This window comes from Micromonospora costi, assembly GCF_003626655.1.
Taxonomy (GTDB): domain Bacteria; phylum Actinomycetota; class Actinomycetes; order Mycobacteriales; family Micromonosporaceae; genus Micromonospora; species Micromonospora costi.
Window position 1 is genome coordinate 333,725 of the sequence record NZ_RBAN01000004.1, and the last position, 25,753, is coordinate 359,477.

Genomic DNA, 25,753 nt, shown 5'->3' on the forward strand with positions numbered 1-25,753 from the left:
GCGGTCGTCATGGCGCTCACCCGCCGTACGCTCATCGGCTCCGTGGCGGCGGGATCCGCGCTCGCCGCGCTGCCCGACCTCGCACCCGCACCGGCCGCCGCGGCCAGCCCTCCCGGTGACGTGGTCGGCAAGATCAGCGTCGGCTACCAGGGCTGGTTCAGTTGTCCGGGCGACGGCGCGCCGATCGGCGGGTGGTGGCACTGGAGCCGGGACCGCTTCCAGCCCCCCTCACCGGGCAACACCACGATCGTGTCCTGGCCGGACATGCGCGAGTACACCCGCGGCTACTCCACGGCCTACCCGAACCTCGGCAACGGCCAGCCGGCCCAGCTCTTCTCCTCCTACGACCAGCAGACCGTCGACACCCACTTCCGCTGGATGCAGGAGCACGGCTGCGACACCGCGGCCCTGCAACGGTTCAACCCCTTCGGCGACGAGGGGCCGACCCGCGACGCCATGGCGGTCAAGGTGCGCGGCGCGGCCGAGCGGTTCGGGCGGAAGTTCTACATCATGTACGACGTCACCGGCTGGACGTCGATGCAGTCGCAGCTCAAGCAGGACTGGACGACGAAGATGTCGGCGCACACGGCCTCGCCGGCGTACGCCCGGCAGAACGGCCGCCCGGTGGTCTGCATCTGGGGCTTCGGCTTCAACGACGACGGACGCCCGTTCGCGCCCGAGCCCTGCCTCGACGTCATCCAGTGGTTCAAGGCGCAGGGCTGCTACGTCATCGGCGGGGTCCCCACCTACTGGCGGCAGGGCATCAACGACTCCCGGCCCGGCTTCGGCGCGGTCTACCGCGCCTTCAACATGATCTCCCCCTGGATGGTCGGGCGCACCGGCACGCTCGACGGCCTGGACTGGTTCCACACCAACGTCAACGTGCCCGACCTCGCCGACTGCGCCGCCAACGGCATCGACTACCAGCCCTGCGTCATGCCGGGCGACCTGTCGGCCGGCCACCGTCGGCACGGCGACTTCTACTGGCGGCACCTCTACAACATGATCCGCCTCGGGGCGCAGGGCCTCTACATCTCCATGTTCGACGAGTTCAACGAGGGCAACCAGATCGCGAAGACCTCCGAGACGCAGGCGACGACGCCCGCCGGTGCGGGCATCCGGGCGCTGGACGAGGACGGCACTTTCTGCTCGGCCGACTACTACCTGCGCATCACGGCCGACGGCGGCCGGATGCTCAAGGGACAGCTCCCGCTCACCGCGGTGCGCCCCACGCCACCGGTCGCCGGAGGCGGCCAGCCGCCGACGGGCAACCTGGCCGCCGGCCGGCCGGCGACGGCGAGCAGCCAGAACGGCCCGTTCGTGGCCGGCAACGCCGTCGACGGCGACCGGGGCAGCTACTGGGAGGCGGCCACCAACGTGTTTCCCCAGTGGTGGCAGGTCGACCTCGGCGCGGGCCATCCCGTGAACCGGCTCGTGCTCGCGCTGCCTCCCGGGTGGGAGGCGCGCACCCAGACGCTGTCGGTGCAGGGCAGCACCGACGGCGCCGCCTTCACCACGCTCGCCCCGTCGGCCGGGATCCGGTTCGACCCGGCGACGGGCAACACCGCCACCCTCACGCTGCCCGGCGCCACGGCCCGCCACGTCCGGGTGACGGTCACCGGCAACACCGCCTGGCCCGCGGCCCAGCTCGCCCAGGTCGAGGTGTACGCGGCCACCGGCACACCGACCCCGCCGACCGCCCCCGGAAACCTCACGGTCACCGGGCGGACCGCCACCAGCGTGTCGCTGGCCTGGAACGCCTCCAGCGACGCCGACGGCGTAGCCGGTTACCAGGTCCGGCAGGGCGGCCAGACGGTCGCCTCGGTGACCGGCACCTCGGCCACCGTCGCCGGGCTGAGCCCGGCCACCACGTACACCTTCACCGTCGTGGCCCTGGACACCGGCGGCGCCGTGTCACCGCCGTCGGCCGCGGTCACCGCCACCACCAACCCGGCCGCCCAGACCGACCTGGCACGGGGCCGACCCACCGCGGAGAGCAGCCACACCCAGGCGTACGGCAGCGCGAACGTGGTCGACGGCAACCCGGACAGCTACTGGGAGAGCGCCAACAACGCCTTCCCCCAGTGGGTGCAGGTCGATCTCGGCGCCGCCACGACGGTCGGCCGGGTCGTCCTCCGGCTGCCCCCGTCGCCGGCCTGGGCCACCCGCACGCAGACCCTCGCCGTACTGGGCAGCACCGACGGCACCGGCTGGACCGCGCTCGCCGCGTCCGCGCCGCGCGTCTTCGACCCCGCGAGCGGCAACCAGGTGACGCTCACCCTCACCGCCGCCACCACGCGGTACGTGCGGATCCAGGTCACCGGCAACACCGGCTGGCCCGCCGGGCAGCTCTCCCAGCTCGAGGTCTACGCCGCCTGACCCCCGCCCCTCCGGCGCGACCGCACCGGGCGGCGGGCGCACCACCTCCCACCGAGTAGAGATGAGCTGATCCATGAAGCGGATCATCCGCGCGGCGCTGCCGCATACCCCACGACGCCGACGGCGTATGGTCGCCGCCGTCCTGGCGCTGGCCACGGCGCTCGCGGCGCTGCCCGGCGCCCCGGCCGGCGCCGCCGCCCGCGAGACCGGCCGGCCCGGGACGCGCCCGGTGGTGACCCGGGCCGCCCTCGATCCCCAGCTGGTCGCGGGCCGCGGCGCACACGTCGACTTCCTCGAACAGGAGGCGGAGAACGCCGCCACCGACGGCGAGGTGATCGGGCCGGACCGGAACGCCTACACGCTCCCGTCGGAGGCTTCCGGCCGGCGCGCGGTACGGCTCGACCCCGGGGAGCACGTCGAGTTCACCCTGCCGGCCGCGGCCAACGCGATCACCGTGCGCTACAGCATTCCCGACGCGCCCGCCGGCGGCGGCATCACCGCTCCGCTCGACGTCGCCGTGAACGGCAAGCGGATCCGGACGATGACGCTCACCTCGCAGTACGCGTGGCTCTACAACCAGTACCCGTTCAGCAACGACCCCAACGCCGACCTGCTGCACCCTGACTGGTGGATCACCGAGTGCTCCTGCGTGCCCGCGGCCACCACCCCGTACCCGAGCATCGAGAAGCCCTTCCGGCCCAGCCACTTCTACGACGAGCAGCGGCTGCTGCTCGGCCGCACGTACCGGGCCGGTGACCGGATCCGGCTCACCGCGCCGCCGCGCACCACCGCCGCCTGGACGGTGGTCGACCTGCTCGACTCCGAACTGGTCGGCCCGCCGCGGGTGCGGCTGCTCGCCGCGAACGTGCTGGCCTTCGGCGCCGACCCGACGGGCGCCCGGGACTCGGCGCCGGCCATCGAGCGCGCCATCGCGTTCGCCCGGCGCACCCGGCTTCCCGTCTACCTCCCGCCGGGCACCTACCAGGTCAACCGGCACATCGTCGTGGACGACGTGACGATCGAGGGCGCCGGCAGCTGGTACACGATCGTCCGGGGCCGTGAGGTGGCCCTGCCCAGCCCCGCGCCGGACGGCTCGGTGCACACCGGTGTCGGCTTCTACGGCCGCGACGCCGCCGACGGCGGCAGCCGCAACGTCCACCTCTCCGGCTTCGCGATCGAGGGCGACGTGCGGGAGCGGATCGACACCGACCAGGTCAACGGGATCGGCGGCGCGCTGAGCGACTCGACCATCGACGGGCTGCACATCCGGCACACGAAGGTCGGCGTCTGGCTGGACGGCCCGATGCGCAACGTGCGGATCACCAACACCATGATCGTCGACCAGATCGCCGACGCGGTGAACTTCCACACCGGCGTGACCGATTCCCTGGTGGCACACACCTTCGTGCGCAACACCGGCGACGACGGTCTCGCCATGTGGTCGGAGACGACGGCGAACGCCCGTAACCGGTTCGACCACAACACCGTGCAGTCGCCGGTGCTGGCCAACGGCATCGCGATCTACGGCGGCACGGACACCACCGTCTCGAACAACCTGGTCGCCGACCCCGTCCGGGAGGGCAGCGCCATCCAGGTCGGGTCCCGGTTCGGCGCCGAGCCGTTCACCGGGCACCTGCGGATCACCGGCAACACCACGGCCCGCGCCGGCACCTGGGAGCTGAACTGGAAGATCGGGCTCGGCGCCATCTGGTTCTACGCGCTCGACCGCAGCATCGACGCGCGGATCGAGGTGGTCGGCGACGCGTACCTGGACAACACCTACAACGCGATCATGCTGGTCAGCGAGTGGGCCGTGAAGGACCTCTACTCGATCAGCGACGTGCACTTCCGCGACGTCCGGGTCGACGGCACCGGCACCTCGGTCGTGAGCGCCCGCACGGCCGGCTCGGCGTCCTTCGAGAACGTCGACGCGCGGCACGTGGGCGCGGTCGGGGTGAACAACTGCGGGTCGTTCCACTTCACGCCGGCCGGCTCGGAGTTCACCCTCGCCGACCTCGGCGGCAACGACGGTGGCTGGCTCGCCGACTGGCAGCTGCCGAACACCATCACCTGCGACGACCGTCCGCCGGTCGTCCCACCGCCGCCGCCGTCCCGCTGGTGAGCTACCGGACGCCGTCGGCACCGCCGGGTGCCGACGGCGTCCCGGGCGGGGCGTCAGGCGGTGACGTGGGCGCTGTCGCCGCCGGTGGCGGCGAACGCGGTGCCGCTCACCATCCGCGCGTCGTCGGAGGCCAGGAACACCACGAGCGGGGCGACGTCCTCCGGCGCGAGCCACGGCACCCCGAGCGGCGTACGGGCGCGCAGCGCCTCGACGGCGGCTGGCTCGTCCCGGGCCACGTCGCCCGTCGGGGTGCGACCGGCCTCGCTGAGCGCCTGCGCGTAACGGTCCTGATGTCGGGTCAGCGTCGTGTCGACCAGGCCCGGGATCACCGCGTTCACGGTGATGCCGTGCGCGCCGAGTTCCAGCGCCGCCGATTTCATGAGGCCGATGATCCCCCACTTCGACGCCGAGTACGCCGCGCCGGCCTTGGTGCCGTGCTGGCCCTGAGTGGAGGAGGTGAGGATGATCCGGCCGCCGCCCCGGGCCACCAGCAACGGCGCGAAGACCCGCAGCACGTTGGCGGTGCCGGTGAGGTTCACGTCGATCTGGTCGTGCCAGTCCGGGTCGGACATTTCCAGCAGCGGCCGGAACGCCTGGATACCCGCGTTGGCGAAGAGGACGTCCACCCCGCCCCACTCGTCACGTACCCGGTCGGCGACCGCCCGCACCTGGGCGATGTCGCGCTGGTCGGCGGTCGCGGCGAGCCAGCGGCGCCCCTGCGCCGCGACCCGCCGGCCGGTCTCGTCGAGATCCGCGCCCGTGGCCGGCGCGTAGTCGAGGATCGGGCTCACCGGCGCGGCGATGTCGACCCCCGCGACGTCGGCGCCGGCCCGGGCCAGCGCGACCGCCGCGGCCCGCCCGATGCCCCGCGCCGCGCCGGTCACGACGGCGGTACGTCCCTCCAGCACGCCTCGTCCCTCGCCCACCTCGTCCTCCTTCCCGTGGCCGCTCCCCGCCACGCCTGCGTCCTCCGGTCGGCTCCCCGCAACGCCGCCTCCTCCGGCCGGCTCCCCGCGGCGCCCGTCAGTCCGACGGGGTCGGCCCGAGCAGCCGGATCTCCTCGATGTCCAGGGTCGCCTGGAGCTCCCGCAGCACCACGTCGTCGATCTCATTCGCGTCCCTCATCCGGGTGATCTCCCGGCGCTTGTGTTCGAGCACGCCGAGCCGCAGCTGGCGCTCGATCTCCCGGGCCCGCGGCTGGCCCTCCTCGCGCTCGGCGGCCTGGATGTCGTCCAGCAGCGCCTCGTAGTCGGTGCGGACACGGTCCATCACCTCCTCGTCGGCGCCGACCTGGGACGCGACGTCCGGCAACGCGGACAGGCCGGCCTGCCCGGCACGCACGCGTGCCCGCCGGACCTCGTCGACCCGCTGCTGGTCACCCATGAGCCCGGCCCAGCGGACGACCAGCGGCAGCGTGGTGCCCTGCACCAGCATGATCACCAGGATCGCCACCGCGGTGCAGAAGATGATGAGGTCACGCTCCCGGACGGGGTGGCCGTCGGCGGTCAGGGGCACGGCCAGCGCCGCGGCGAGGGACACCGCGCCCCGGAAGCCGGCCCAGCCGGCCACCGTCCGCACCCGTTTCGGCACCCGGGCCCGCCGTTGCGCCTCGGTGCGGATGAGCAACCGGATGACGTACGTCGACGCCCAGATCCAGGCCATCCGAGTCAGCACGACCACCAGCGTGACCACCAGCGCGATGACCAGCGCGCGCCGGGTCGAGACGCTGGTGACGCTGCGCACCGCGCGGGGGATCTGCATCCCGAGCAGCACGAACAGGCTGCCGTTGATGAGGAAGGTGGAGAGGTCCCAGAACGCGAAGGCCACCACGCGGGAGCGGGCCCGGATCACCCGCGGGCCGGCGTAGGAGAGGACCAGGCCTGCGACGACCACCGCGAGCACGCCGCTGGCGTGCACGGCCTCGGCGAGCAGAAACCCGACGAAGGGGGTGAGGACGCTCAGGGCGCCCTCGCGCATCGGGTCGTCGATCCGCTTGCGAACGAGCACCACCACCAGGCTGGCGGCCAGGCCGGCCGCGATTCCGCCCACGAAGGAGAGGGTGATCTGGCCGGTGAGGCTGAGCGCGGTCGGAACTGCGCCGCCCGCGAGCAGGCCGACCGTGACGGAGAAGAGCACGAGCGCGGTGCCGTCGTTGATCAGGCTCTCCGCGTGCAGGGTGGTGAGCAGCCGGCGCGGCATCCGCTTGGCGAGGCCGGAGACGGCGGCGGCGTCGGTCGGGGCGAGCACGGCGCCGAGCACCCAGGCGGCGGCCGGGTTCACGCCGAGGGCCTGCGCGGCCAGCGACACGGTGACCATCGTGAGCCCCACCAGCACCACCGCGAGAAGCCCGATCACCAGCAGGTTGGCCCGGATCTCGCGCAGGCTGGTGCTGAGTGCCTCCCGGTAGAGGATCGCCGGGAGGAAGAGCACCAGGACGACCTCGGGCTCGAGGACCACGTGCGACAGCGGGGGGATCAGGGCCAGCAGGCCGCCCATGCTGATGAGCAGGACCGGGGGCGCGACCCGGTAGCGCCCGCCCAGCGTGGTGCCCACCAGCACGGTGGCGCCCAGCACCACGAGCAGTACGAGCGCGCTCACCTCGCACCCCCCGCCGTCGCACCGGTGACCCTGTCGTCACCACTGTCGCCGGTCGGGGCGGCCCGCGGAGGCTGAACTCGCTGAGCAGGGGCCCTCGACGAGGATCGCGCTGGCCGATCGTGCCGTTGGCGGCCTGGACCTCCCTGCCGCGGCGCGGACACGCCGACGCGCCAGAGATATCCAGGGTCACCTATATGAGCGGCGGGCGGCCGTCGTGTTGGTCGATGGCGCGGCGCGACCCGCCCACCGGCACATAGGCTTCCGCTGAACGGCATGTCCGGTTCACCGGCGGGAGGTGTACGTGACCGCTGCGGGTGCACGACGCACGCCGGCGCAACCGTGGCCGGACAGCGCCGCCGCGCGGATCGCGAGCAGCGGCGCCTGCCGTGACCTGCCTCCGGAACTCGGACCGGACGCCGTGAGCGTGCTCGAGGGCCGCACCTTCATGTTCTCGAACGCGGCCGGGGACGTGCCCAGGGGCTCCATCGGAGGACTGGTGCACGACGACACCCGCTTCCTCGACCGGTGGGAACTCACCATCGACGACCTCCCCCTGCTGGTGCTGGGCTCCGGCACGGTCGACGCGTTCTCCGCCGCGTTCTTCCTCGCCAACGCCGCGCTGCCGACCCTGCCGGCCAACCGGGTGGGGGTCCGCCGGCAACGGTTCGTGGGCGACGGCCTGTACGAGCGGATCGAGCTGCGCTACTTCGGCATCGAGCCGGTCGAGTTCCGCCTCCGCCTCCTGGTGGGCACCGATTTCGCGGACCTCTTCGAGATCAAGGAGTCGGGCCGGGACCGGTCCACGGAGATCGTCCGAAGCCACGAGCCGGACGGGTCGTTGCTGTGCTTCGCCTACCGCAACGGCGACTACTCGGCAGCCGTGCGGGTGCGGGCCGACCCGGCCGCGGACGAGTTGGACGGCGACTCGCTGGTGTGGCACCTGCGCATGTCCCGCGGTCAGGCGTGGCGCTGCGAGCTGCGGGTGCCGCTGCGCTGCGGCGACGAGGACCTGATACCCGTCGCGCGCACCTTCGGCGACGTCTTCGAACGGGATACCGAGGACCCGTCCAGTCGCTGGCTCGCGGCCAAGCCGATGCTCGAGGCGGCGTCGGACCGGCTCGTGGCGGCGTACCGGAAGTCCACTGCCGACCTGGTGTCGATGCGCATCGAGAAGCGCATCCGGGGCGAGCCGGTCGTCCTTCTCGCCGCGGGGCTGCCCTGGTTCATGACGATCTTCGGGCGCGACTCCCTGATCACGTCGTACCAGACCGTCGCCCTGGGCCCGGACGTGGCGCGGGGCGCGCTCCTCGTGCTGGCCGCGCACCAGGCCCGCGACCACGACGACTTCACCGACCGGGAGCCGGGGAAGATCTTCCACGAGTTCCGGTCCGGCGAGCTGACCCAGCTCGGGTTGAAGCCCTACCAGCCCTACTACGGCGGCGCCGACACCACTGCGCTCTGGCTGCTGTTGCTGTCCGAGTACTGGCGCTGGACGGGGGACGACGGCCTCGCGGTCGAGCTGCGGCCCAACGCCGAGGCCGCGCTGCGGTGGATCGACGAGTTCGGTGACCTGCACGGCACCGGCTACGTCGGTTACGCGACCCGGTCCCTCGAAGGTCTGGGGAACCAGTGCTGGCGGGACTCGGGCGACGGCGTGCAGTTCGCCGACGGCACCATCCCGGCGCTGCCCATCGCCACCTGCGAGACGCAGGGCTACACGTACGACGCCAAGCTGCGGATCGCCGAACTCGCCGACGGCCCGTGGCGGGACCCGGCGCTGGCGAGGCGGCTACGGGCGGAGGCGGCGGCCCTGCGGGACCGCTTCAACCGCGACTTCTGGGTGCCGGAGCGCGGCGGCTACTACGCCGTCGGCCTCGACGGCGACGGGCGGCAGATCGACTCGATGACGTCGAACATGGGCCATCTGCTCTGGAGCGGCATCGTCCCGCCGGACCGGGCGCAGCTCGTGGCCGACCAGCTCATGTCCGACCAGATGTTCTCCGGCTGGGGCGTACGCACCCTCTGCACCGACGACCGCGGCTACAACCCCATCGGCTACCACCTTGGCACGGTCTGGCCGCACGACAACGCCATCATCGCCGCCGGCCTCGCCCGCTACGGCCGGCACGACGACGCCTACCGCATCATCGCCGCGATGCTGGAGGCGTCGTCCTACTCGGAGCACCGGCTGCCCGAGGCGTTCTCCGGCTACGACCGTACGTTCGGCCGGCGACCGGTCCCCTACCCGACCGCCTGCAACCCGCAGGCGTGGGCCAGCGGGGCGCCGCTGCTGTTCCTGCGCACACTGCTGGGCCTGGACGTGGTCGACGGCCGGCTGGTGGTCGAGCCGCACCTCCCCGACGCGCTCGGCGGAGTCCGGCTGCTCGGGGTACCGGCGTTCGGCCGGCGCTGGAACATCCAGGCCGAGGGCACCCACGGCGAGGTGCTCCCCGCCGGCTGACCTCAACCGCGAGGCGGGATCGTCCAGAGTTCGTTGAAGGCGACGCTGTCGAAGGCGAGGGCGGGCCCCGCCGCGCGAGGTCCGACCGGCCGCGCCGTCAGCGGCGGCGCCGGGCGCGGGCCGTGGCCCGGGCGTTGGCCTTCTCGATGGCCCGCACCAGGTCGTCCCTCGCCATCGCCTCCGGGCTCTCGACGCCGACCTTCCGGGCCACCTCGTCCAGGTGGCCCTTGCTCGCGTTGGCGTCCACCCCCTGGGCGGTCTCCCGGGGCCGGTCGCGCGACGCGGGCGTGCCGAGGGCCGCCTGCGGATCCGACGGCCCCGGGCGTTCCTTGGGCTCCCAGTGGTCGCCCACCTTCTCGTGGGTGTGCTTCAGCGAGGCGTACGCGGTGCGGTGTGCCCGTTCGCCGTCGCCGTACGTCTCCTCGGCCGACTCCAGCGTCTTCTTGTACGTGCGTACCGCCTTGTCGTCGGATCGGGCGACGGTCGACGGCACGTCGTGGCGCATCTGCTCGGCCTGCTCGTGCTTGTCGGTCACGGCGGCACCTCCCTGGGACGGATCGCGCCCGACGGTTACCCCGCCTCGGGCCCGCTACGCCGCCGGATCGTCGCCGTGCCCGAGTCGTGGGCGCCGGGGAGCGGTTTCCGGACCTGATCCGCCCGTCGGCGGGTCGGCCACGATCGTCCGCCCTCGGGCGGGGCAGTCCGCACCGATCGGGCCGGACGCGCCCGGACGGGCCGCCGTCGTACAACCCGCGGGTGTGGGACCGTGGGCCGGCCGTGGCCCCTCCGGGACCGCGCCGGTCGCGGCCGGCGGCAACCGCCGGTGTGAACTCCCGGCCGATGGTGGGGCGGTGGCGGTGTTCTTCCCGGACGCCGACCGGGTCGGCGCCGGGTCGCGCGGACGCGGCGTCCGCCCGGTCAGGGTCGAGGGGTGGCTCGCGGAGGCCGGTTCTCCCGGCGTCGGGTCCGCCGGACCGGGGGTCCGGTCGGCCGGCGCGCTGGGCCGGCCCGGCGGTTCGGTGCCGCTGGTCGCGGAGCCCGCCAAGGTGGGGGTGGGGTCGGGAACGGTGGCCGCGATCCCCTGGTCCGCCGCCTCCTCCGGCGGCAGGACGGTCGGCGTCGGCACGACCGTTCCGAGCGGCGTGGTGGGCTGCAGTTGGCCGCGCAGGACCTCGATCTCGTCCCGCAGCCGGGCGGCCGTCGCGTCGTCACCGACCCGGCTCAGCAGTGCGGCGGCCCGCTCGAGCTGGTCGCGGGCCGCGTCGTGCCTGCCCTCGGCGAGGTCACGCCGGGCCTGGTCGAGCATCCGGCCGATCTCCCACCGGGTCTGCAACGACTCGGCCCGGTCGGCGTGAACGAGCCGGGTGACCGGCCAGAGCGCCCCGCCCGGTTCGGCGTGGGCGGCGCCCAGCCAGAGCCCGCCGGCGACGCCGGCCAGGGCCACAGCGGCACCGGCGACCACCCTTCGTCGCCGCCGGCCGGTCGCGGACCCGCCACCGGCCGTGCCCGGGCCTCGGCGTGCCGCGCCCACCTGGGCGGCCGGCCGACGAGCTGCGCGGGTAGCGGCGGGTGCGGTGGTGCCGGCGGGTGCGGCGGTATCGGCGGGTGCCGTGGTGCCGGCGGGCGCGGCGCCGGGCGGGTGCGGGGGCCCGTCGGCCGGGGCAGCGTCGGCCGACGGTGACGTCCCTGCCGGCACGGCGGCGGCCGACTCCGGTCGGCAGATCGCGGCTTCGATCTGACGCGCCCGTGTCTCCACGTCGGACTGCCAACCGCCGAGCAATGGGGCGAGCGGATCGTCGACCGGGTGGTCGGCCGGAGGCGGCCCGCCGCGGCCGAGGGCGTCGAGGAGACGGTCGTCGCGCAGGACCGGGTCGTCCGGCTGAGGCGGCGGCAACTCGCCCGTCACCGGAGGACCTCGGCGAGGGTGTCACCGGCGACGGCACGCAGGCGGCTGAGCGCGCGGTGCTGGACGAGCCGGACGGCGCCTCCGGTCATGCCGAGCACAGTACCGACCTCGTCAGCGGTCAGGCCGACCGCGAGCCGCAGCACCAGGATCTCCCGGTGGGTCGCCGGGAGTTGAGCCAGCAGCCCGGCGAGCCGGGAGCCGAGGTCGACGGTGAGAGCCCGGTGCTCCGGCCCGGGCGCCGGATCCGGTGCGTCCGGCACCTCGGCGACGCTCTCCGCCCGGTCTCGACCCGCGGCGCGGCGGGCGTCGGCGACCTTGCGGGCGGCGATGCCGTAGACGAACGCGAGGAACGGCCTGCCCTGATCGGTGAACCGGGGCAGCGCGCGCAGGACGGCAAGGCAGACCTCCTGCGCGACGTCCTCGGCGGTGGCGCCGCCGGCACCGACGTGCCCGAGCCGGGCCAGGCTGTAGCGCACGGCGATCGGCCTGATGAGGGCCAGCAGCCGGTCGACAGCCGCCGGTTCGCCCGCAGCGGCCCGGCGTACGACGTCGGGATCCGGTGTCTCCATGCGCGCGCGGACCCCTCTCGTTCTGGCTGGCTCGACGGTATCCGCCCACCGGGGCGCCACCAAGAGTCCTCCGGTGAAACGCCCCGGCGCCCCACACCGATAACCGGGCAGGAGCCCCGCGACCCGACGTCCCGACGCCGGGCCCGACGTTATGCGGCTTTTCCGGTCTATCCATATATTTATTGTAACGAATGCCTTTCCGCTCTGGTCTCACCCGCTCCCGAGGGGCCAACCTCGCCCTGGGCCAACCGCCCACCTACCGCAGTGGAGAGGAACCCCATGCGCAGAACCCTGGGCGTCGCGATGCTGACCGGCATCGTCGTCGCCGCCACCGCGGCGAGCGGCGCCACCGCCGCCCCCGCCGAGACGACCAACGACTACATCGTGGTCCTCCGCGCCGGCACCGACGCCCCGTCGGTGGCCGCCGAACACGCCCGGGCCCGCGGCGCCAGCATCGGGTTCGTGTACGAGCACGCGCTGCGCGGCTACTCGGCCCGGATGAGCGACACCGCGGCCACGCGCCTCGCGCGCGACTCCCGGGTGCTCTTCGTCCAGCGCGACGGTGTGGTGACCGCCGACGCCCAGACGACTCCCACCGGCATCAACCGCGCCGACGTCGAGCTCAGCCCCACCGCGAAGATCAACGGTGTCGACGAGCGGGTCGATGTGGACGTCGCGGTCATCGACAGCGGGGTCGACCTGGACCACCCCGACCTGAACGTCTACACGGCCGGTGCCCGGAACTGCTCCACGGGCAACAGCGCCGACGACGGCAACGGTCACGGCACGCACGTCGCCGGGACGATCGGCGCGCTGGACAACAGCGCCGGCGTGGTCGGGGTCGCGCCGGGTGCCCGCATCTGGCCGGTCCGGGTGCTGAACAACGCCGGCAGCGGATCGTTCTCGGCGATCATCTGCGGCATCGACTACGTGACGGCGCACGCCAGCGAGATCGAGGTCGCGAACATGAGCCTCGGCGGCTCGGGCAGCGACAGCGCCTGCGGCTCCAACCGGGACGCCATGCACGAGGCGATCTGCCGGTCCGTGGCCGCCGGCGTGACCTACGTGGTCGCCGCCGGCAACGAGACCGACAACGCCGCCAACCACGTGCCCGCGGCGTACGACGAGGTGATCACCGTCAGCGCACTGGCCGACTTCAACGGGCTCCCCGGCGGCGGCGCCGCGGCGACCTGCCGCAGCGACGTGGACGACACGATCGCCGACTTCTCCAACTACGGCGCCGACGTCGACATCATGGCGCCGGGCGTCTGCATCTACTCCACCTGGAAGGGCGCCGGGTACAACACCATCTCCGGCACCTCGATGGCGAGCCCGCACGTCGCGGGCGGGGCGGCGCTCTACAAGGCCACCCACCCGAGCGCGTCCCCCAGCGCCGTGAAGTCGGCCCTCCAGGCCGCCGGTACCACCGCCTACAGCTGGCCGGCCGGCGACCCGGACGGCATCCAGGAGAAGTTGCTGAACCTCTCCACCTTCTGATCGGTGACGTGACCGTCCCGGTCCCCACGTCGGGGGCCGGGACGGTTCCGTCGGTCGGGCGCCGCGGCAGTGGGCGGGCGGCGCCCCGGTCCGGAGCCGACCGGTGGTCCCGCGTGAGGGTGGTCATAACGGCTGGACGACGCCCCGCACCCGGCTGCTAGATTCTGCGCAGGTCATGAGCGCCAGCGCGAAGCCCCGGCTTGCTGGCCGGCAACCCTCCTCCGCGGTGGGGTGCCCCGGGTGAGGACCGGGCACCGGAGCGACCTCCGGTGCAAGCGTGGCCTGGTTCCCAGGTCAGCAACGACCCAGGAGAGCCGTATGTCGCCCCGTGACACCATCCCCCTCGTCGGCCTCGGCGCCGACACGTCGGCCCCGTGGCCCACGCCGCCGGCCCTGACGCGGCGCCGGCACGTCGACATGATGTGGGTCTGCAGCGCCGCCTGTCGGCCCGGCGCCCCGCGCTGAGCGCGGCCCCTCCCCTCACACCGATCCGTCCAGCGGTGCGCCCAGCGGGCGCACCGTCGGTGGCGCACGCCCGTGCCCCGCCGCTCACACCATTTCCGGAGACACCTGTGCGACTTCTTCCTGCCCTGACCCGGGTGGCCGCCCTCGGCGTGGCCGCGATCCTGGGGGCCGCCACCCTGACCGCCTGCGGAGACGACGCGTCGTCCGACGCGGCCGGCAACCCGTACGGCCTGCTCCAGCCCGGCGTGCTGCGCGCCGGCACGCTCACCGACGCCCCGCCGAACGTGTACCTGAAGGACGGCGAGTTCACCGGCTTCGACAACGACCTGCTCCGCGCGGTGGCCGAGAAGATCGGCCTGAAGGTCGAGTTCGTGGGCACCGACTTCTCCGCCCTGCTCTCCCAGGTCAACAACCGCAAGTTCGACGTCGGCAGCTCGTCGATCACCATCACGGAGGCCCGGAAGAAGACCGTGGACTTCGGCAACGGCTACGACTTCGGCTACTTCGGCCTCGACGTGCCGGCCGGCTCGCCCATCCACAGCTTCGACGAGCTGACCGGCAAGCGGGTGGTCGTGGTGCAGGGCACCGTCCAGGACGACTACGCCTCGGGCAAGGGCCTCGACCCGGTGCGGGTGCCGGACTACAACGGCGCGATCAACCAGCTCAAGGCGGGCACCGCGGACGCGTGGATCGCGCCCGCCGAGATCGGCGAGAAGTCGGCCGCCGACAGCGGCGGAAAGATCGCCGTGGCCGCGAAGCTGCTGAGCCCGGCGCCGACGGCGTACGCGGTCGCCAAGGGGAACGACGCCCTGCGCGAGGCGCTGAACAAGGGCCTGGACGAGGTCATCGCCGACGGCACGTGGAGCCGGCTGCAGGCCCAGTACTACCCGGGCCGGCCGATCCCGGAGGACTTCAAGCCGGGCAGCGGCACGGTGCCGGTCCCGGCGGCGTCGGCCTCGGCTGCGTCCTGACGGTACGGGACCACGAGCGAGCAGTGCGGTAGGAGAGGCGAGAGATGGATCCGTTGCGCACCCTGTGGGAGACGTTCTTCGACTGGGACTCGATGCGCGAGGCGCTACCCGAGATGCTGACCGTCGGGTTGCCCAACACGCTGATCCTGGCGGTCTCCGCCGCGCTGCTCGGCTCGGTGCTGGGCATGGTCCTGGCCGTCGCGGGCATCTCCCGCAGCCGGTGGCTACGCTGGCCCGCGCGGGTCTACACCGACGTGTTCCGGGGCCTGCCGGCCGCCGCGACCATCCTGCTGATCGGGGTCGGCCTGGCGCCGCTCGGCATGCAGGTGTGGGGCCCCGACCCGTACCCGCTGGGCATCCTCGCGCTCTCGCTCATCGCGGCCGCCTACATCGGCGAGATCTTCCGTTCCGGCATCCAGTCGGTGGAGGCCGCGCAGATGGAAGGTGCCCGCGCCCTCGGGTTCTCCTGGGGCGAGGCGATGCGGGTGGTCATCATCCCGCAGGGCGTACGCCGCGTCCTGCCGGCCTGGGTCAACCAGCTCATCGCGCTCATCAAGGACTCCAGCCTGGTCTACTTCCTCGGCCTGGTCGCCAGCCAGCGGGAGCTGTTCCGGATCGGCCAGGACTACGCGGCCACCACCGGCAACGAGTCGGCGCTGCTGCTGGCCGGCCTGTTCTACCTGGCGTTGACGGTGCCGCTGACCCACGTGGTCAACGCCATCGACCGGCGGTTGCGGCACGGCCGCGCCGCCGGCGCACCCGACGACGAGATCGAGGACGCCGACCTGGCGCTGCCGGGAGCGGTGGGAGGGAACCAGCGATGAGCGTCGACACGAGCACGTCGGTCAGCCTGGGCGTACGCGACGTCCACCTCGCCTTCGGCGCCAACCGGGTGCTGCGCGGTGTGGACCTGGAGGTGGCCCGGGGCGAGACGGCGTGCGTCATCGGGCCGTCCGGCTCCGGCAAGTCGACGCTGCTGCGGACGATCAACCGGCTCATCGAGCCGGACCGCGGTGACGTGCTGCTGGACGGGCGCAGCGTGCTGGGGGACGACCCGGACGCCCTGCGGCAGCGGGTGGGCATGGTGTTCCAGCAGTTCAACCTGTTCCCGCACATGAGTGTCCTGCGCAACGTCACGCTGGCGCTGCGCCGGATCAGGCGGCTGCCGGAGGACGAGGCCGTGGCCGTCGCCCGGGAACAGCTGGATCTGGTGGGGCTGGCCGCGAAGGCGGACTCCCGGCCCGCGTACCTGTCCGGCGGCCAGCAGCAGCGGGTCGCGATCGCTCGGGCGCTGGCCATGCAGCCGCAGGTGATGCTGTTCGACGAGGCGACCAGCGCCCTCGACCCCGAGCTGGTCAAGGGCGTGCTCGGGGTGATGGCCGACCTCGCGGCCGGCGGGATGACCATGGTGGTGGTCACCCACGAGATGGGCTTCGCCCGCGAGGTCGCCGACACGGTGGCGTTCATGGACCGTGGCGTGGTGCTGGAGGCCGGCGAGCCCGCGGCGGTCTTCGAGGCGGCCGAACACCCGCGGCTGCGCCGGTTCCTCGCGCAGGTGCTCTGAGGGCGCGTCCGCCCGTCGACCCGGGTTTCAGCCGGCCAGCCGGTCGGACAGGACGTGCGTCACGTAGCGGCGGGCCAGCGTGGCGACCACGGCGTCGGGGTCGGCCGCCCACACGTCGGCGTTGAAGATCTCCACCTCGACGTCGCCGTCGTAGCCAGCGTCCTCGACGGCCCGGCGCAGCAGCGGGAAGTCGATGTGGCCGTCGCCCATCATGCCCCGCGACAGCAGCGCGTCGGGCGGCAGCGGCGTGATCCAGTCGCAGACCTGGAAGCTCGCGATCCGGCCGCTTGCCCGCTGGATCTGGGGCAGCACGTCGGGATCCCACCAGACGTGGAACGTGTCCACCACGACACCGACCTGCTCGGCGGGGAACCGCTCGGCGAGGTCGAGCGCCTGGCCCAGGGTGGAGAGCACGCCCCGGTCGGCGCAGAAGATCGGGTGCATCGGCTCCAGGGCCAGCCGTACGCCACACTCCGCCGCGTACGGCGCCAGCTCGGCGATCCCCTCCGCCATGCGCTCGCGGGCGCCCGCGAGGTCGCGCGACCCCTCGGGCAGACCGCCGACCACCATCACGAGGCAGGCCGCTCCCAGTCCGGCGGCCTCGTCGACGGCGTGCCGGTTGTCGTCGAGCGCGCGCCGGCGGGCGGCCGGCTCGGCGGCGGTGAGGAACCCGCCGCGGCACAGCGAGGAGACCCGTAGGCCGGCGTCGGCCACGAGGCGGGCCGCGGCGGGCACGCCGATCGCCTGGACGGGCTCCCGCCACAGGCCGATCGCCGGCAGGCCTGCGCGGACGCAGCCGGTCACGGCCTCGGCGACCGACCAACGGTCCGTGGTCTTCTGGTTGAGTGACAGCCGGGCCAGCCGCGGGTCGCCCGGCGGCGGTGTCGGCACGGCCGCCGGTCGGCCGGAGGGCACGTCGAGGGCGTCCACCGTGGACGCCGGGCCAGCGCTCACCCGGGCACTCCGGCCACGTCGAGGAACGCCCGCAGGCGCGTGGCGGCGAGGTCGGGATCGGGCAGCAGCCGGGCGTCGTCGGCGAGCCGGGCCAGCTCGGCCAGGTGGAGGACGGACCGGGCGCTCTGGAGGCCGCCGACCATGGTGAAGCCGGGCTGGTGACCGCAGAGCCAGGCGAGGAAGGCGATGCCGGTCTTGTAGTACCAGGTCGGCGCCGTGAAGACGTGCCGGGCCAGCGGCAGGGTCGGCGCGAGGGCGGCGTCGTAGCGGGCCAGGTCGCCCTCGTCGAGGGCCTGGAGCGCGGCCGACGCGGCCGGCGCGATCGCCGCGAACACCCCGAGCAGGGCGTCGCTGTGGTGGGTGCCGTCGCCGCGGATCAGCTCCGGGTAGTTGAAGTCGTCGCCGGTGTAGAGGCGGACGCCGGCCGGCAGCGCGGCCCGCAGCCCGCGCTCGTGGGCGGCGTCGAGGAGGGACACCTTGACCCCGTCGACCCTGGCCGCGTGCCGGCCGATCAGCTCCAGGAAGGCGGCCGTGGCGGCCGGGACCTCCGGCGAGCCCCAGTAGCCGGCCAGCGCCGGGTCGAACATCGGGCCCAGCCAGTGCAGGATCACCGGGCGGGAGACCTGGCCGAGCAGCCGGTCGTACACCTTCGCGTAGTCCTCGGGCCCGCGGGCCAGCCGGGCGAGCTGGCGGCTGGCCATCAGGATGACCTGGGCGCCGCTGGCCTCCACCACCTCGATCTGTTCGCCGTAGGCGGTCGCCACGTCGTCGAGGGAGTCGAGGTCGGGCGGCGCGTGGTCGGTGCCGGCGCCGGCCGCGATCCGGCCGCCGGCCTCGCGCGCGGCGGCGGCGCTGCGGTCGATGAGCTCGCGGGTGGTCGCCCAGTTCAGCCCCATGCCGCGCTGCGCGGTGTCCATCGCCTCGGCCACGCCGAGGCCGTACGACCACAGGTGCCGGCGGAACGCCAGGGTCGACTCCCAGTCGACGGCGGCGGGGGCGCCGGGGGTGTTGTCGCCCAGCGGATCGGCCACCACGTGCGCCGCCGCGAAGGCGACCCGGGAGGTGAGGGGCCTGGCCGGCCGCGCCCACCGGGCCGGCTCGGCGAGCCGCCGCTCCTCCAGGGACCCGTCCGGTCGCGGCAGCCGCACCGTGACGCTCACGCCGTCAGCTCCGGCAGCTCGATGCGGCGGCCCTCCCGCGACGAGCGCAGCGCGGCGTCGGCGAGCTGCACGCCACGCGCGCCGGAGAGCAGGTCGTAGGGGTTCGGCCCGTCCTCCACGACGTGCCGTACGAACTGCTCCCACTGGGCCTTGAAGCCGTTGTCGAGCACGCCGTTGTCCGGCACCTCCTGCCACTGGTCGCGGAACCGTTGGGTCTCCACGACGTCCGGGTTCCACACCGGCTTCGGCGTGACCGCACGGTGTTGCACCCGGCAGCGGTGCAGCCCGGCCACGGCGCTGCCGTCGGTGCCGTCGACCTGGAACTCGACCAGCTCGTCCCGGTTGACCCGGACGGCCCAGGACGAGTTGATCTGGGCGATGACGCCGCCGTCGAGTTCGACGATGGCGTACGCCGAGTCGTCGGCGGTCGCGTCGTAGCGGACGCCCTGCTCGTCCCAGCGGTGCGGGATGTGGGTGGCGACCCGCGCGGTGACCGCGTGGACGTGCCCGAAGAGGTTCTCCAGCACGTAGTTCCAGTGGGGGAACATGTCCAGCGCGATGCCGCCGCCGTCCTGCGCCCGGTAGTTCCAGCTGGGACGCTGGGCCGGCTGCCAGTCGCCCTCGAAGACCCAGTAGCCGAACTCGCCGCGCACCGACAGGATCCGGCCGAAGAACCCGCCGTCGACCAGCCGCTTGAGCTTGATGAGCCCGGGGAGGTAGAGCTTGTCGTGCACCACCCCGTTCTTCACCCCGGCGCGGCGGGCGTGCCGGGCGAGGTCGAGGGCGGCGGCCAGGGACTCGGCGGTCGGCTTCTCGGTGTAGACGTGCCGGCCGGCGTCCATCGCCTTGATCAGCGACTTCTCCCGCACCTGGGTGAGTTGGGCGTCGAAGTAGACGGGGTGATCGTCGTCGGCCAGGGCCGCGTCCAGGTCGGTCGTCCAGCGGGGCAGCCCGTGCCGCTCGGCGATCTCCCGCAGCTTGGTGGCGTTCCGCCCGACGAGCAGCGGTTCGAGCTGGACCCGGGTGCCGTCGGAGAGCGGCACGCCGCCCTGCTCCCGGATGGCGAGGACCGACCGGACGAGGTGCTGCCGGTAGCCCATGCGGCCGGTCACCCCGTTCATCACCACGCCGAGTTTGCGACCGGCCATCGACAGACCTCCTTGGGAAAGCGCTTACCGGGAACCGTATGGCAGAGTCCGGCGCGGGTGCAAGCCCCGTACCCACCGGCCGGTCGCCGTACGCCGGAACCGGCCCTTGTGGCCACGGCGACGCAGGTCACCGGGCCGGCACGCGGATTGACGGTGTGATCGACGGCTTCCTACGCTGGCGGCAAACGGTTTCCACCCGCGCCCGGGAAGGACGGTGTCGTGACCGGTTCCGTCACGCTGCACGACGTGGCACGCCGCGCCGGGGTCTCGCTGGCCACCGCCTCCCGCGCCCTCAACGGCAGCCCCAACCGGGTGGTCCGCGAGGAGCTGCGTGAGCGGGTGCTGCGGGCCGCCGCCGAGCTGCGCTACGCCCCCAACGCCCACGCGCAGGCGATGGCGCGGGGCCGGACCAACATCGTCGGTCTCTCGCTGCACGACATCGCCGACCCGTACTTCTCGGCGGTCGCCGCCGGTGTCATGCGGGAGGCCGAGGCGCACGGCCTGCTGGTCACCATGGCCAGCACCGAGCGCCGGCCCGGAGCCGAGACCGACTACGTGGGCGCCTTCCGGAGGCACTGGGCGAGCGTGGTCATCGTGGTCGGCAGCCGCACCGACGACCGGGCCGCCACCGACCAGCTCGCCGAGGAACTCGCCGCGTTCGAGGCCGAGGGTGGTCGGGCCGTGGCCGTCAGCCAGCCCCGCCTGCCCGTGGACACCATCTCGATCGACAACCACGGCGGGGCGCGCGACCTCGGCGACGCGCTGTACGACCTGGGGCACCGGCGGTTCGCGGTGCTGGCCGGGCCCACCGACCTGCTCACCGCGACCGAGCGTGTCGGCGGCTTCCGGGAGGCGCTGGCGCTGCGCGGCGCTCAGCTCGCCCCGGAGCACATCGTGTCCGGGCCGTTCACCCGCGACGGCGGCTACGAGGCGATGCGCCGGCTGCTCGACCGGCGGCCCGACGTCACCTGTGTGTTCGCGGTCAACGACGTCATGGCGGTGGGCGCGATGGCCGCGCTGCGTGACGCGGGCGTCGACCTGCCGGCCGGCATGGCGGTCGCCGGGTTCGACGACATCGCCACCCTGCGCGACGTCAGCCCGGGGCTCACCACCGTGCGGATCCCGCTCGAGGAGATCGGCGCGCTGGCCGTCCGCCTGGCGCTGGACGACGACGTCGAGCGGCCGCGGCTGCGCCGCGTCGGCGGTGAGGTCGTGGTCCGCGCCAGCACCCCCGCCGTGGCCGGCTGAGCGGACGTCGCCGAGCAGCCGGGGAGCGGCGGCCAAGCCACCGCTCCCCCGCCCCTCACGCCGGCGGTCAGGTCGCCGGAGTGCCGCGTACGGTGAGGTCACGCAGCCGCCCCACGTTGTCGAACGAGCCGAAGCCCACCCGGCCCGAGCCGAACGTGGTGTCCCGCGCGGTCATGAGCGGGTCCTTCGCCCCGTCGACGTAGACCGCGATCTCCCCGGTGGCCGGCAGGTGCCGGACCCGGACGCTGTGCCAGTCCGCGTCCACGATGGCGGGCGCCGCACCGCGGGACCGCCCGTTCCACTGGTAGTCGATCCGCTCCCGGTCGGCGTTGTTGACCTTGAAGATGCCGTTGTGCGGGAGGATCGTGTTGTCGGTGGACAGGTGGGCGTAGTAGAACTCGGTGTCCGACCGGTAGCCGAACACGATGATGACGTCACGGTTGGTCACCTCGACCGGGGTGTCGAGGCGCACCTGGGCGGTGATGTCCACCGCCGCGAACTCCGGGCCGGCGGTGAGCACGGCGTACTCGAACGGCCGGCGCGGGCCGGGACGCTGGACGCCCGCCTCGGCGAGGATCACCTCCCGGCCGGTGAACTGCCACTTCGACGGGGTCACCGGCGCCCAGTTGGTCGGGCGCATGGTGTCGCGCACCCTGGTGTTGCCCACGGATCCGCTGGCGAACTGCCTCGTGCCGGTCACCTTCCAGATCTTCCCGTTCGCCTTGGCCAGAAGGTAGAGCTCACCCTGAGCGTCGGTGCCGAAACGGAGGTCGACCCGGTTCGGGTCGCCCGGGGCGCCCGGACCGGAGAGGTCCTGCATCCGCACCGGGGTGCCGGCGGCGTCGAAGAGCGCCAGCCGGTGGATCGGGGCCAGGTCCGCCCCACGCCGCATCTGGCTCGCCTCGGTGTAGAGCACCCGGCCGTCGACCAGGTCACCGAAGACGTACTTGCCACGCAGGGCCGGCACGTCCCGGCCCCGGTAGACGAAACCGCCGGCCACCGCGACGCCCACGTCGGAGGTGCAGTTCCAGCCTGGCGCCGGGTCGTGGTCGTACGCGGCCACCGGGTAGGTGTAGCCGTAGCTCGCGTCGTCCGCGGGCAGCGGGAAGAGCTTGTCGCAGGGCGCGGTGGACGTCTTGTCGAAGACGAACGCTCCCTCCCGCTCGCTCCACCCGAAGTTGTCGCCCGCGCGGACCTCGTAGATCGCCTCAATGGCGTGCTCGCCGATGTGGCCCAGGTACAGCTTCCCGGTCTGCCGGTCCCAGCTGAATCGGTGCGGGTCGCGGAAGCCGACGGCGTAGATCTCACCCAGCGCGTCGGCCCGGCCGACGAACGGGTTCGACGGCGGGATGCCGTACCGCCGGCTCGCGGCATTGGTGCCGAGCGGGTCGATCCGCAGCAGTTTCCCGTGCGGCAGGGCGAGGTTCTGCGGGTCGGTGTTGCGTACGCCGAGACCACCGTCACCGGCGGCGATGTAGAGCATCCCGTAGTCCGGGTCGTGCTTCTTCGCCGTCGGGTTGAAGTTGATCTCCTGGATGCCGTGGACCTGGCCGCCGAAGCCGATGCGGAGCACCTCGCGGCGGGTGCCGGCGAATGTGTCGGCAGCGGGGTCGTCGGCCGTCCACTCGGTGATGATGCCGTGGTAGATGGTGCCGGTCTGCGACCAGTCCGGCACCTCGGTGGCGAGCGACGCCTGCTCGGTGTGGACGGTGTAGAACTTACCGGTGCGCTTGAAGTCCGGGTGGAAGGCGACGTAGCCGAAGCCCTGGCCGAGGCCGCGGCCGGAGAAGAACTTCGGCGCGAACGTCGCCGCGACGTCGAGGTAGACGTGCGGCACGCCGTCCTTCACGACGTAGAGCTTGCCGTTGAGGTCCGGTACGGCCCGGCGGCCGGAGCCGTCGGGGATCTCCATGATGGTGTTGATCCGGGCCTGCCGCATGAGGCGGGCGTCGGTGGGTGCCGGCGTCGGCTCCGACCTGGGGAACGAGGCGTACTCGGTGAGGACGAGCCCGAGGCGGCTCTGGGTCTGCGCCTCGGGGATCGGATCGTAGATCGCGTCGGCGGCCTGCGCGGACGGTACGGCCACCAGGGACAGGGCGAGCGCGGCGGTCGCCAGCAGGGCGGTGGCCACCGGTCTGCGCAGGCTACGGGTGGAGATGCGCATGGGTCACTCCGTTCTCATCGACGGGTGGTGGGGGTGCGGGTCAACGCCCGCGGACCATGTGCCGGTACTGACTCTCGACGTCGCGCGCGGACAGCGCCTGGTCGAGGAACATGAGCGAGTCCATCCGGCAGTCGCACGGGTTCTGCTCGCGCGTGTCCTGCGGATAGCTGCCACCGATCTTGATGCCGCGCGGGTCGGAGGCGGTCGTGACGTGCGGGCCGGGCCCGCCGACCCGCCACGGGTCGTCGGTACGGGTGTAGAAGCCGTCCACCGGCCGGCCGTTGCGGTAGAGCGCCATCGTTCCGGTGGCGAAGTCGAACGTGGCGGCCAGGTGCACCCACTGCCCCACCGGCAACAGCGTGCGCCAGTCCTCGGCGGCCGCGAACGTCTGCGAGTCGCCGCCGTCGAGCCGCCGGCCGAGCGCGACCAGCCGCAGCTCGCCGGAGACGTCGATGAGTTCCAGCAGCGCGCGTACGCCGTGCCCGTCGGAGTCGCCGGTGAGCACACCGGCCAGCCCGATGGCGTTGAACAGGTCGTTCGGGTCGGCGGTGTTCGAGTTGGGCCGTGGTGCGGTCATGCCGACCTTGAACCAGCCCATCACGGTGGTGCCGGCCACGGCGTTGAACGGGCGCAGCGTACGCACGCCGCTGGCGGAGAAGACGCCGGCCTTCCAGTCGTCGTTGCCGGCGACCGTCGGCTCGACCTGCCGGGTCTGCAGGGCGCGGCCGCTGCCGGCGTACGCGCGGTCGGCCACGCGCATCGCCGCGCCGCCGTTGACCAGCTCGATCTCCGTGCCGGAGCGGCCCTGGTCGCGTTCCAGCGCCACGTCGCCGGGCACCGGGTGGTCGAAGTCGTAGAAGGCGACCAGGTTCTCTCGTAGGGACGGGTGGACGTCGCGCGGGCCGGCCCGACCGGCCGACGCGGGTGGCGCCGCGACGCCCGCCAGCACACCGGCCGCCAGGACGGCGGCGGTGGCGGCGGCGACGCGCCGTGTTCTCGACATCGCGTACACCTCTCTGTGCCACGGACGTACCGCCCTCGGCAAGCGCTTTCCGGAGCGGCCCGGACCTCCCCGTGTCGGTGGTGCGGTACGGAACCCCCGGCGCCACGGGGTCACCGGCGGGCCGGCAGGCCGCCCGCCGGGACGATCGCTCGCCGGCGGTCTCCCGCGCCCGGCGTGCGCTGCCCGCCGAGCAGGACGGCGGCCGGCGTCGCGCATCCGGACGCCGGGTGGAAGCGCTTACGAAAGCGCTTTCGACTCTAGGCCGCGCTCCGCACGGCTGGCAATAGCCATCGATGTGCACGTGCCGATGTCCGCCGGCCGGCCTCTCCGGCCGACCCTCCGCACGATGGGCCCGCGCGGTGATCATGAAGTTATTGCCCGCGGCATCGGCGTGTCGGGGCAATAACTTCATGATCACCGGGTGCCCGGGCGGGTGGGCCGGGCGGGCGAGCGGGGCGGTGGGCGGCGGGGCCGCCGCACGCTGGCCGGGACGGGCGCCCGGCCGGCGTGCGGCAGTTGCGGAGGCGCGTCAGAAGCCGGGGAAGACACCCCGCAGGTCGTCGAGGCTCACCGGCCCGGTCACCCGGACGTCCTCCGGCGTGTACTGCGGGCCCAGCCGCCCGACCGTGAGACGCAGCCACGCCTCGGCCGGCGCCGTCAGCTCGCCGTCGGGCCGCTCCGGCGCGTCGGTCAGCTCGACACGGTCGCCCAGCTGGAGCCCGTACGTCCGGTCCGGGTCGTGCAGTCGCACCGCGAGCAGGGCATGCCGCCCGGCGAGGACGTCCGGCCGGCCGGTCCACGCGAGCATCGCACCGACCTGGTCGAGCAGCAGGGGCACCGCGTCGTCGGCGACGGTCGCCGCCGGGTCGAAGCCGACCTCGACGTCCCAGCGGTGCAGCGCGAACTCGCTGAGCCGCATCCGGGCCGCCGTGGCGACGTCCACCGGCTCGGGCAGGAAGCCCAGGTCGATGCGCAGGTCGGCGCGGGCGGACGCGTCCAGCGCCTCGTACGCCTCGACGAGCCGTTCGTTGGCCTCCAGGAAGCCGCTGGCGTGCTCGGCGGGCGGCATCGCGTCCCACCGGGCCCAGACCGACGGGTTGAAGTCACCACCGGGCGGCGGGTCGCCGGCCTGCGCGGCACGCAGCGCCGCCAGGTTGATCTCGGCGCCGCTGCCCAGGTGGCTGAGCACCTGGGACACCTGCCAGTCGCTCGCGCCGGACGGCCTGGTGAGGTCGTCCGGGCCGAGCTTCCCGACGAAGGCAGCGAGCGCGTCGTGCCCACTGCGCAGGGCGGCTATCGTCTGGTCCGCGATCGAAGACATGTCTCTCCTGTCAGCTGCTCGGCGCCGCCGCGCCCCGCGGCCTGCGGGGCTGGCCAGTGTCGGCGCCGCCAACCATCATGCCGCGCGCCGCCCGGCCCCCGTGGCGGTCCACGCGAGCCGTCCCATGCTCTAATCTCGACGCCTTCGGGCCGGACGCGGCCCGGGCCGGTTGTCACGGGCGCCGACGGTGCCCGGTGACATGAGGCCGGCGACGGGCTCCGCC

The 25,753-nt window shown here is 73.5% G+C and carries 19 protein-coding genes and 1 riboswitch; of the genes, 8 read left to right on the forward strand and 11 right to left on the reverse strand.

The genetic code is table 11. The features are described 5' to 3' along the window. Positions 1-9 precede the first annotated feature (9 nt). Positions 10-2,379, forward strand: coding sequence for a galactose-binding domain-containing protein (locus tag D7193_RS23335; protein ID WP_120781677.1), 2,370 nt, complete (start codon positions 10-12; stop codon positions 2,377-2,379). A gap of 73 nt (positions 2,380-2,452) precedes the next feature. Next, on the forward strand, positions 2,453-4,501 hold the full coding sequence (locus D7193_RS23340; protein ID WP_120781678.1) for a glycosyl hydrolase family 28-related protein: 2,049 nt from the start codon (positions 2,453-2,455) through the stop codon (positions 4,499-4,501). A gap of 53 nt (positions 4,502-4,554) precedes the next feature. On the opposite strand, the gene D7193_RS23345 is transcribed toward D7193_RS23340, so the two are convergent. Both D7193_RS23345 and D7193_RS23350 read right to left on the reverse strand, forming a co-directional pair. Then, complete coding sequence (locus tag D7193_RS23345; protein WP_241563330.1) at positions 4,555-5,427, reverse strand: SDR family NAD(P)-dependent oxidoreductase; 873 nt, start codon at positions 5,425-5,427, stop codon at positions 4,555-4,557. Between the two features lie 97 nt (positions 5,428-5,524). Next, positions 5,525-7,099 carry a Na+/H+ antiporter gene (locus D7193_RS23350; RefSeq protein ID WP_120781680.1) on the reverse strand — a complete coding sequence of 525 codons (1,575 nt, stop codon included), beginning with the start codon at positions 7,097-7,099 and terminating at the stop codon, positions 5,525-5,527. A 301-nt stretch (positions 7,100-7,400) separates the two neighbouring features. Here D7193_RS23350 and D7193_RS23355 point away from each other — a divergent pair, with 301 nt between their 5' ends. Beyond that, positions 7,401-9,560: an amylo-alpha-1,6-glucosidase gene (locus tag D7193_RS23355; protein ID WP_241563332.1), complete on the forward strand. Its 2,160-nt coding sequence runs from the start codon at positions 7,401-7,403 to the stop codon at positions 9,558-9,560. Between the two features lie 97 nt (positions 9,561-9,657). Here D7193_RS23355 and D7193_RS23360 read toward each other — a convergent pair whose 3' ends face one another. The 3 genes from D7193_RS23360 to shbA all read right to left on the reverse strand — a co-directional run bounded on the left by D7193_RS23360 (position 9,658) and on the right by shbA (position 12,035). Next, positions 9,658-10,065 carry a ChaB family protein gene (locus D7193_RS23360; RefSeq protein WP_120782168.1) on the reverse strand — a complete coding sequence of 136 codons (408 nt, stop codon included), beginning with the start codon at positions 10,063-10,065 and terminating at the stop codon, positions 9,658-9,660. An 84-nt stretch (positions 10,066-10,149) separates the two neighbouring features. After that, entirely contained in the window at positions 10,150-11,466 is a 1,317-nt protein-coding gene (locus D7193_RS23365) for an anti-sigma-D factor RsdA (RefSeq protein ID WP_120781681.1), read from the reverse strand. Beyond that, on the reverse strand, positions 11,463-12,035 hold the full coding sequence (gene shbA / locus D7193_RS23370; RefSeq protein ID WP_120781682.1) for an RNA polymerase sigma factor ShbA: 573 nt from the start codon (positions 12,033-12,035) through the stop codon (positions 11,463-11,465). The genes D7193_RS23365 and shbA overlap by 4 nt, the downstream gene beginning before the upstream one ends. 279 nt (positions 12,036-12,314) lie before the next feature. Between shbA and D7193_RS23375 the strand changes: the two genes are divergently transcribed. The 4 genes from D7193_RS23375 to D7193_RS23390 all read left to right on the forward strand — a co-directional run bounded on the left by D7193_RS23375 (position 12,315) and on the right by D7193_RS23390 (position 16,532). Further along, on the forward strand, positions 12,315-13,532 hold the full coding sequence (locus tag D7193_RS23375) for a S8 family peptidase (protein WP_120781683.1): 1,218 nt from the start codon (positions 12,315-12,317) through the stop codon (positions 13,530-13,532). Between the two features lie 171 nt (positions 13,533-13,703). After that, positions 13,704-13,816: riboswitch (SAM riboswitch) on the forward strand. A 288-nt stretch (positions 13,817-14,104) separates the two neighbouring features. Then, positions 14,105-14,968: an ABC transporter substrate-binding protein gene (locus D7193_RS23380; protein ID WP_120781684.1), complete on the forward strand. Its 864-nt coding sequence runs from the start codon at positions 14,105-14,107 to the stop codon at positions 14,966-14,968. Positions 14,969-15,012: 44 nt separating this feature from the next. After that, positions 15,013-15,792, forward strand: coding sequence for an amino acid ABC transporter permease (locus D7193_RS23385; protein WP_120781685.1), 780 nt, complete (start codon positions 15,013-15,015; stop codon positions 15,790-15,792). Next, positions 15,789-16,532, forward strand: coding sequence for an amino acid ABC transporter ATP-binding protein (locus tag D7193_RS23390; RefSeq protein WP_120781686.1), 744 nt, complete (start codon positions 15,789-15,791; stop codon positions 16,530-16,532). The genes D7193_RS23385 and D7193_RS23390 overlap by 4 nt, the downstream gene beginning before the upstream one ends. 27 nt (positions 16,533-16,559) lie before the next feature. Here D7193_RS23390 and D7193_RS23395 read toward each other — a convergent pair whose 3' ends face one another. The 3 genes from D7193_RS23395 to D7193_RS23405 all read right to left on the reverse strand — a co-directional run bounded on the left by D7193_RS23395 (position 16,560) and on the right by D7193_RS23405 (position 19,794). Continuing rightward, positions 16,560-17,393, reverse strand: a complete 834-nt coding sequence (locus D7193_RS23395; RefSeq protein WP_206611981.1) for a sugar phosphate isomerase/epimerase family protein — start codon at positions 17,391-17,393, stop codon at positions 16,560-16,562. Between the two features lie 89 nt (positions 17,394-17,482). Further along, positions 17,483-18,646, reverse strand: coding sequence for a dihydrodipicolinate synthase family protein (locus tag D7193_RS23400; RefSeq protein ID WP_120781688.1), 1,164 nt, complete (start codon positions 18,644-18,646; stop codon positions 17,483-17,485). Beyond that, complete coding sequence (locus tag D7193_RS23405) at positions 18,643-19,794, reverse strand: Gfo/Idh/MocA family protein (protein WP_120781689.1); 1,152 nt, start codon at positions 19,792-19,794, stop codon at positions 18,643-18,645. Before D7193_RS23405 ends, D7193_RS23400 begins: the two co-directional genes overlap by 4 nt. A gap of 219 nt (positions 19,795-20,013) precedes the next feature. Here D7193_RS23405 and D7193_RS23410 point away from each other — a divergent pair, with 219 nt between their 5' ends. After that, positions 20,014-21,042 carry a LacI family DNA-binding transcriptional regulator gene (locus D7193_RS23410; RefSeq protein ID WP_120781690.1) on the forward strand — a complete coding sequence of 343 codons (1,029 nt, stop codon included), beginning with the start codon at positions 20,014-20,016 and terminating at the stop codon, positions 21,040-21,042. Positions 21,043-21,109: 67 nt separating this feature from the next. On the opposite strand, the gene D7193_RS23415 is transcribed toward D7193_RS23410, so the two are convergent. The 3 genes from D7193_RS23415 to D7193_RS23425 all read right to left on the reverse strand — a co-directional run bounded on the left by D7193_RS23415 (position 21,110) and on the right by D7193_RS23425 (position 25,530). Further along, complete coding sequence (locus tag D7193_RS23415; protein ID WP_120781691.1) at positions 21,110-23,206, reverse strand: PQQ-dependent sugar dehydrogenase; 2,097 nt, start codon at positions 23,204-23,206, stop codon at positions 21,110-21,112. A 40-nt stretch (positions 23,207-23,246) separates the two neighbouring features. Next, positions 23,247-24,209 (reverse strand): LamG-like jellyroll fold domain-containing protein, encoded by a 963-nt coding sequence (locus D7193_RS23420; protein WP_120781692.1) that lies wholly within the window; start codon positions 24,207-24,209, stop codon positions 23,247-23,249. Positions 24,210-24,738: 529 nt separating this feature from the next. Beyond that, positions 24,739-25,530: a maleylpyruvate isomerase family mycothiol-dependent enzyme gene (locus D7193_RS23425; protein ID WP_120781693.1), complete on the reverse strand. Its 792-nt coding sequence runs from the start codon at positions 25,528-25,530 to the stop codon at positions 24,739-24,741. Positions 25,531-25,753 lie beyond the last annotated feature (223 nt).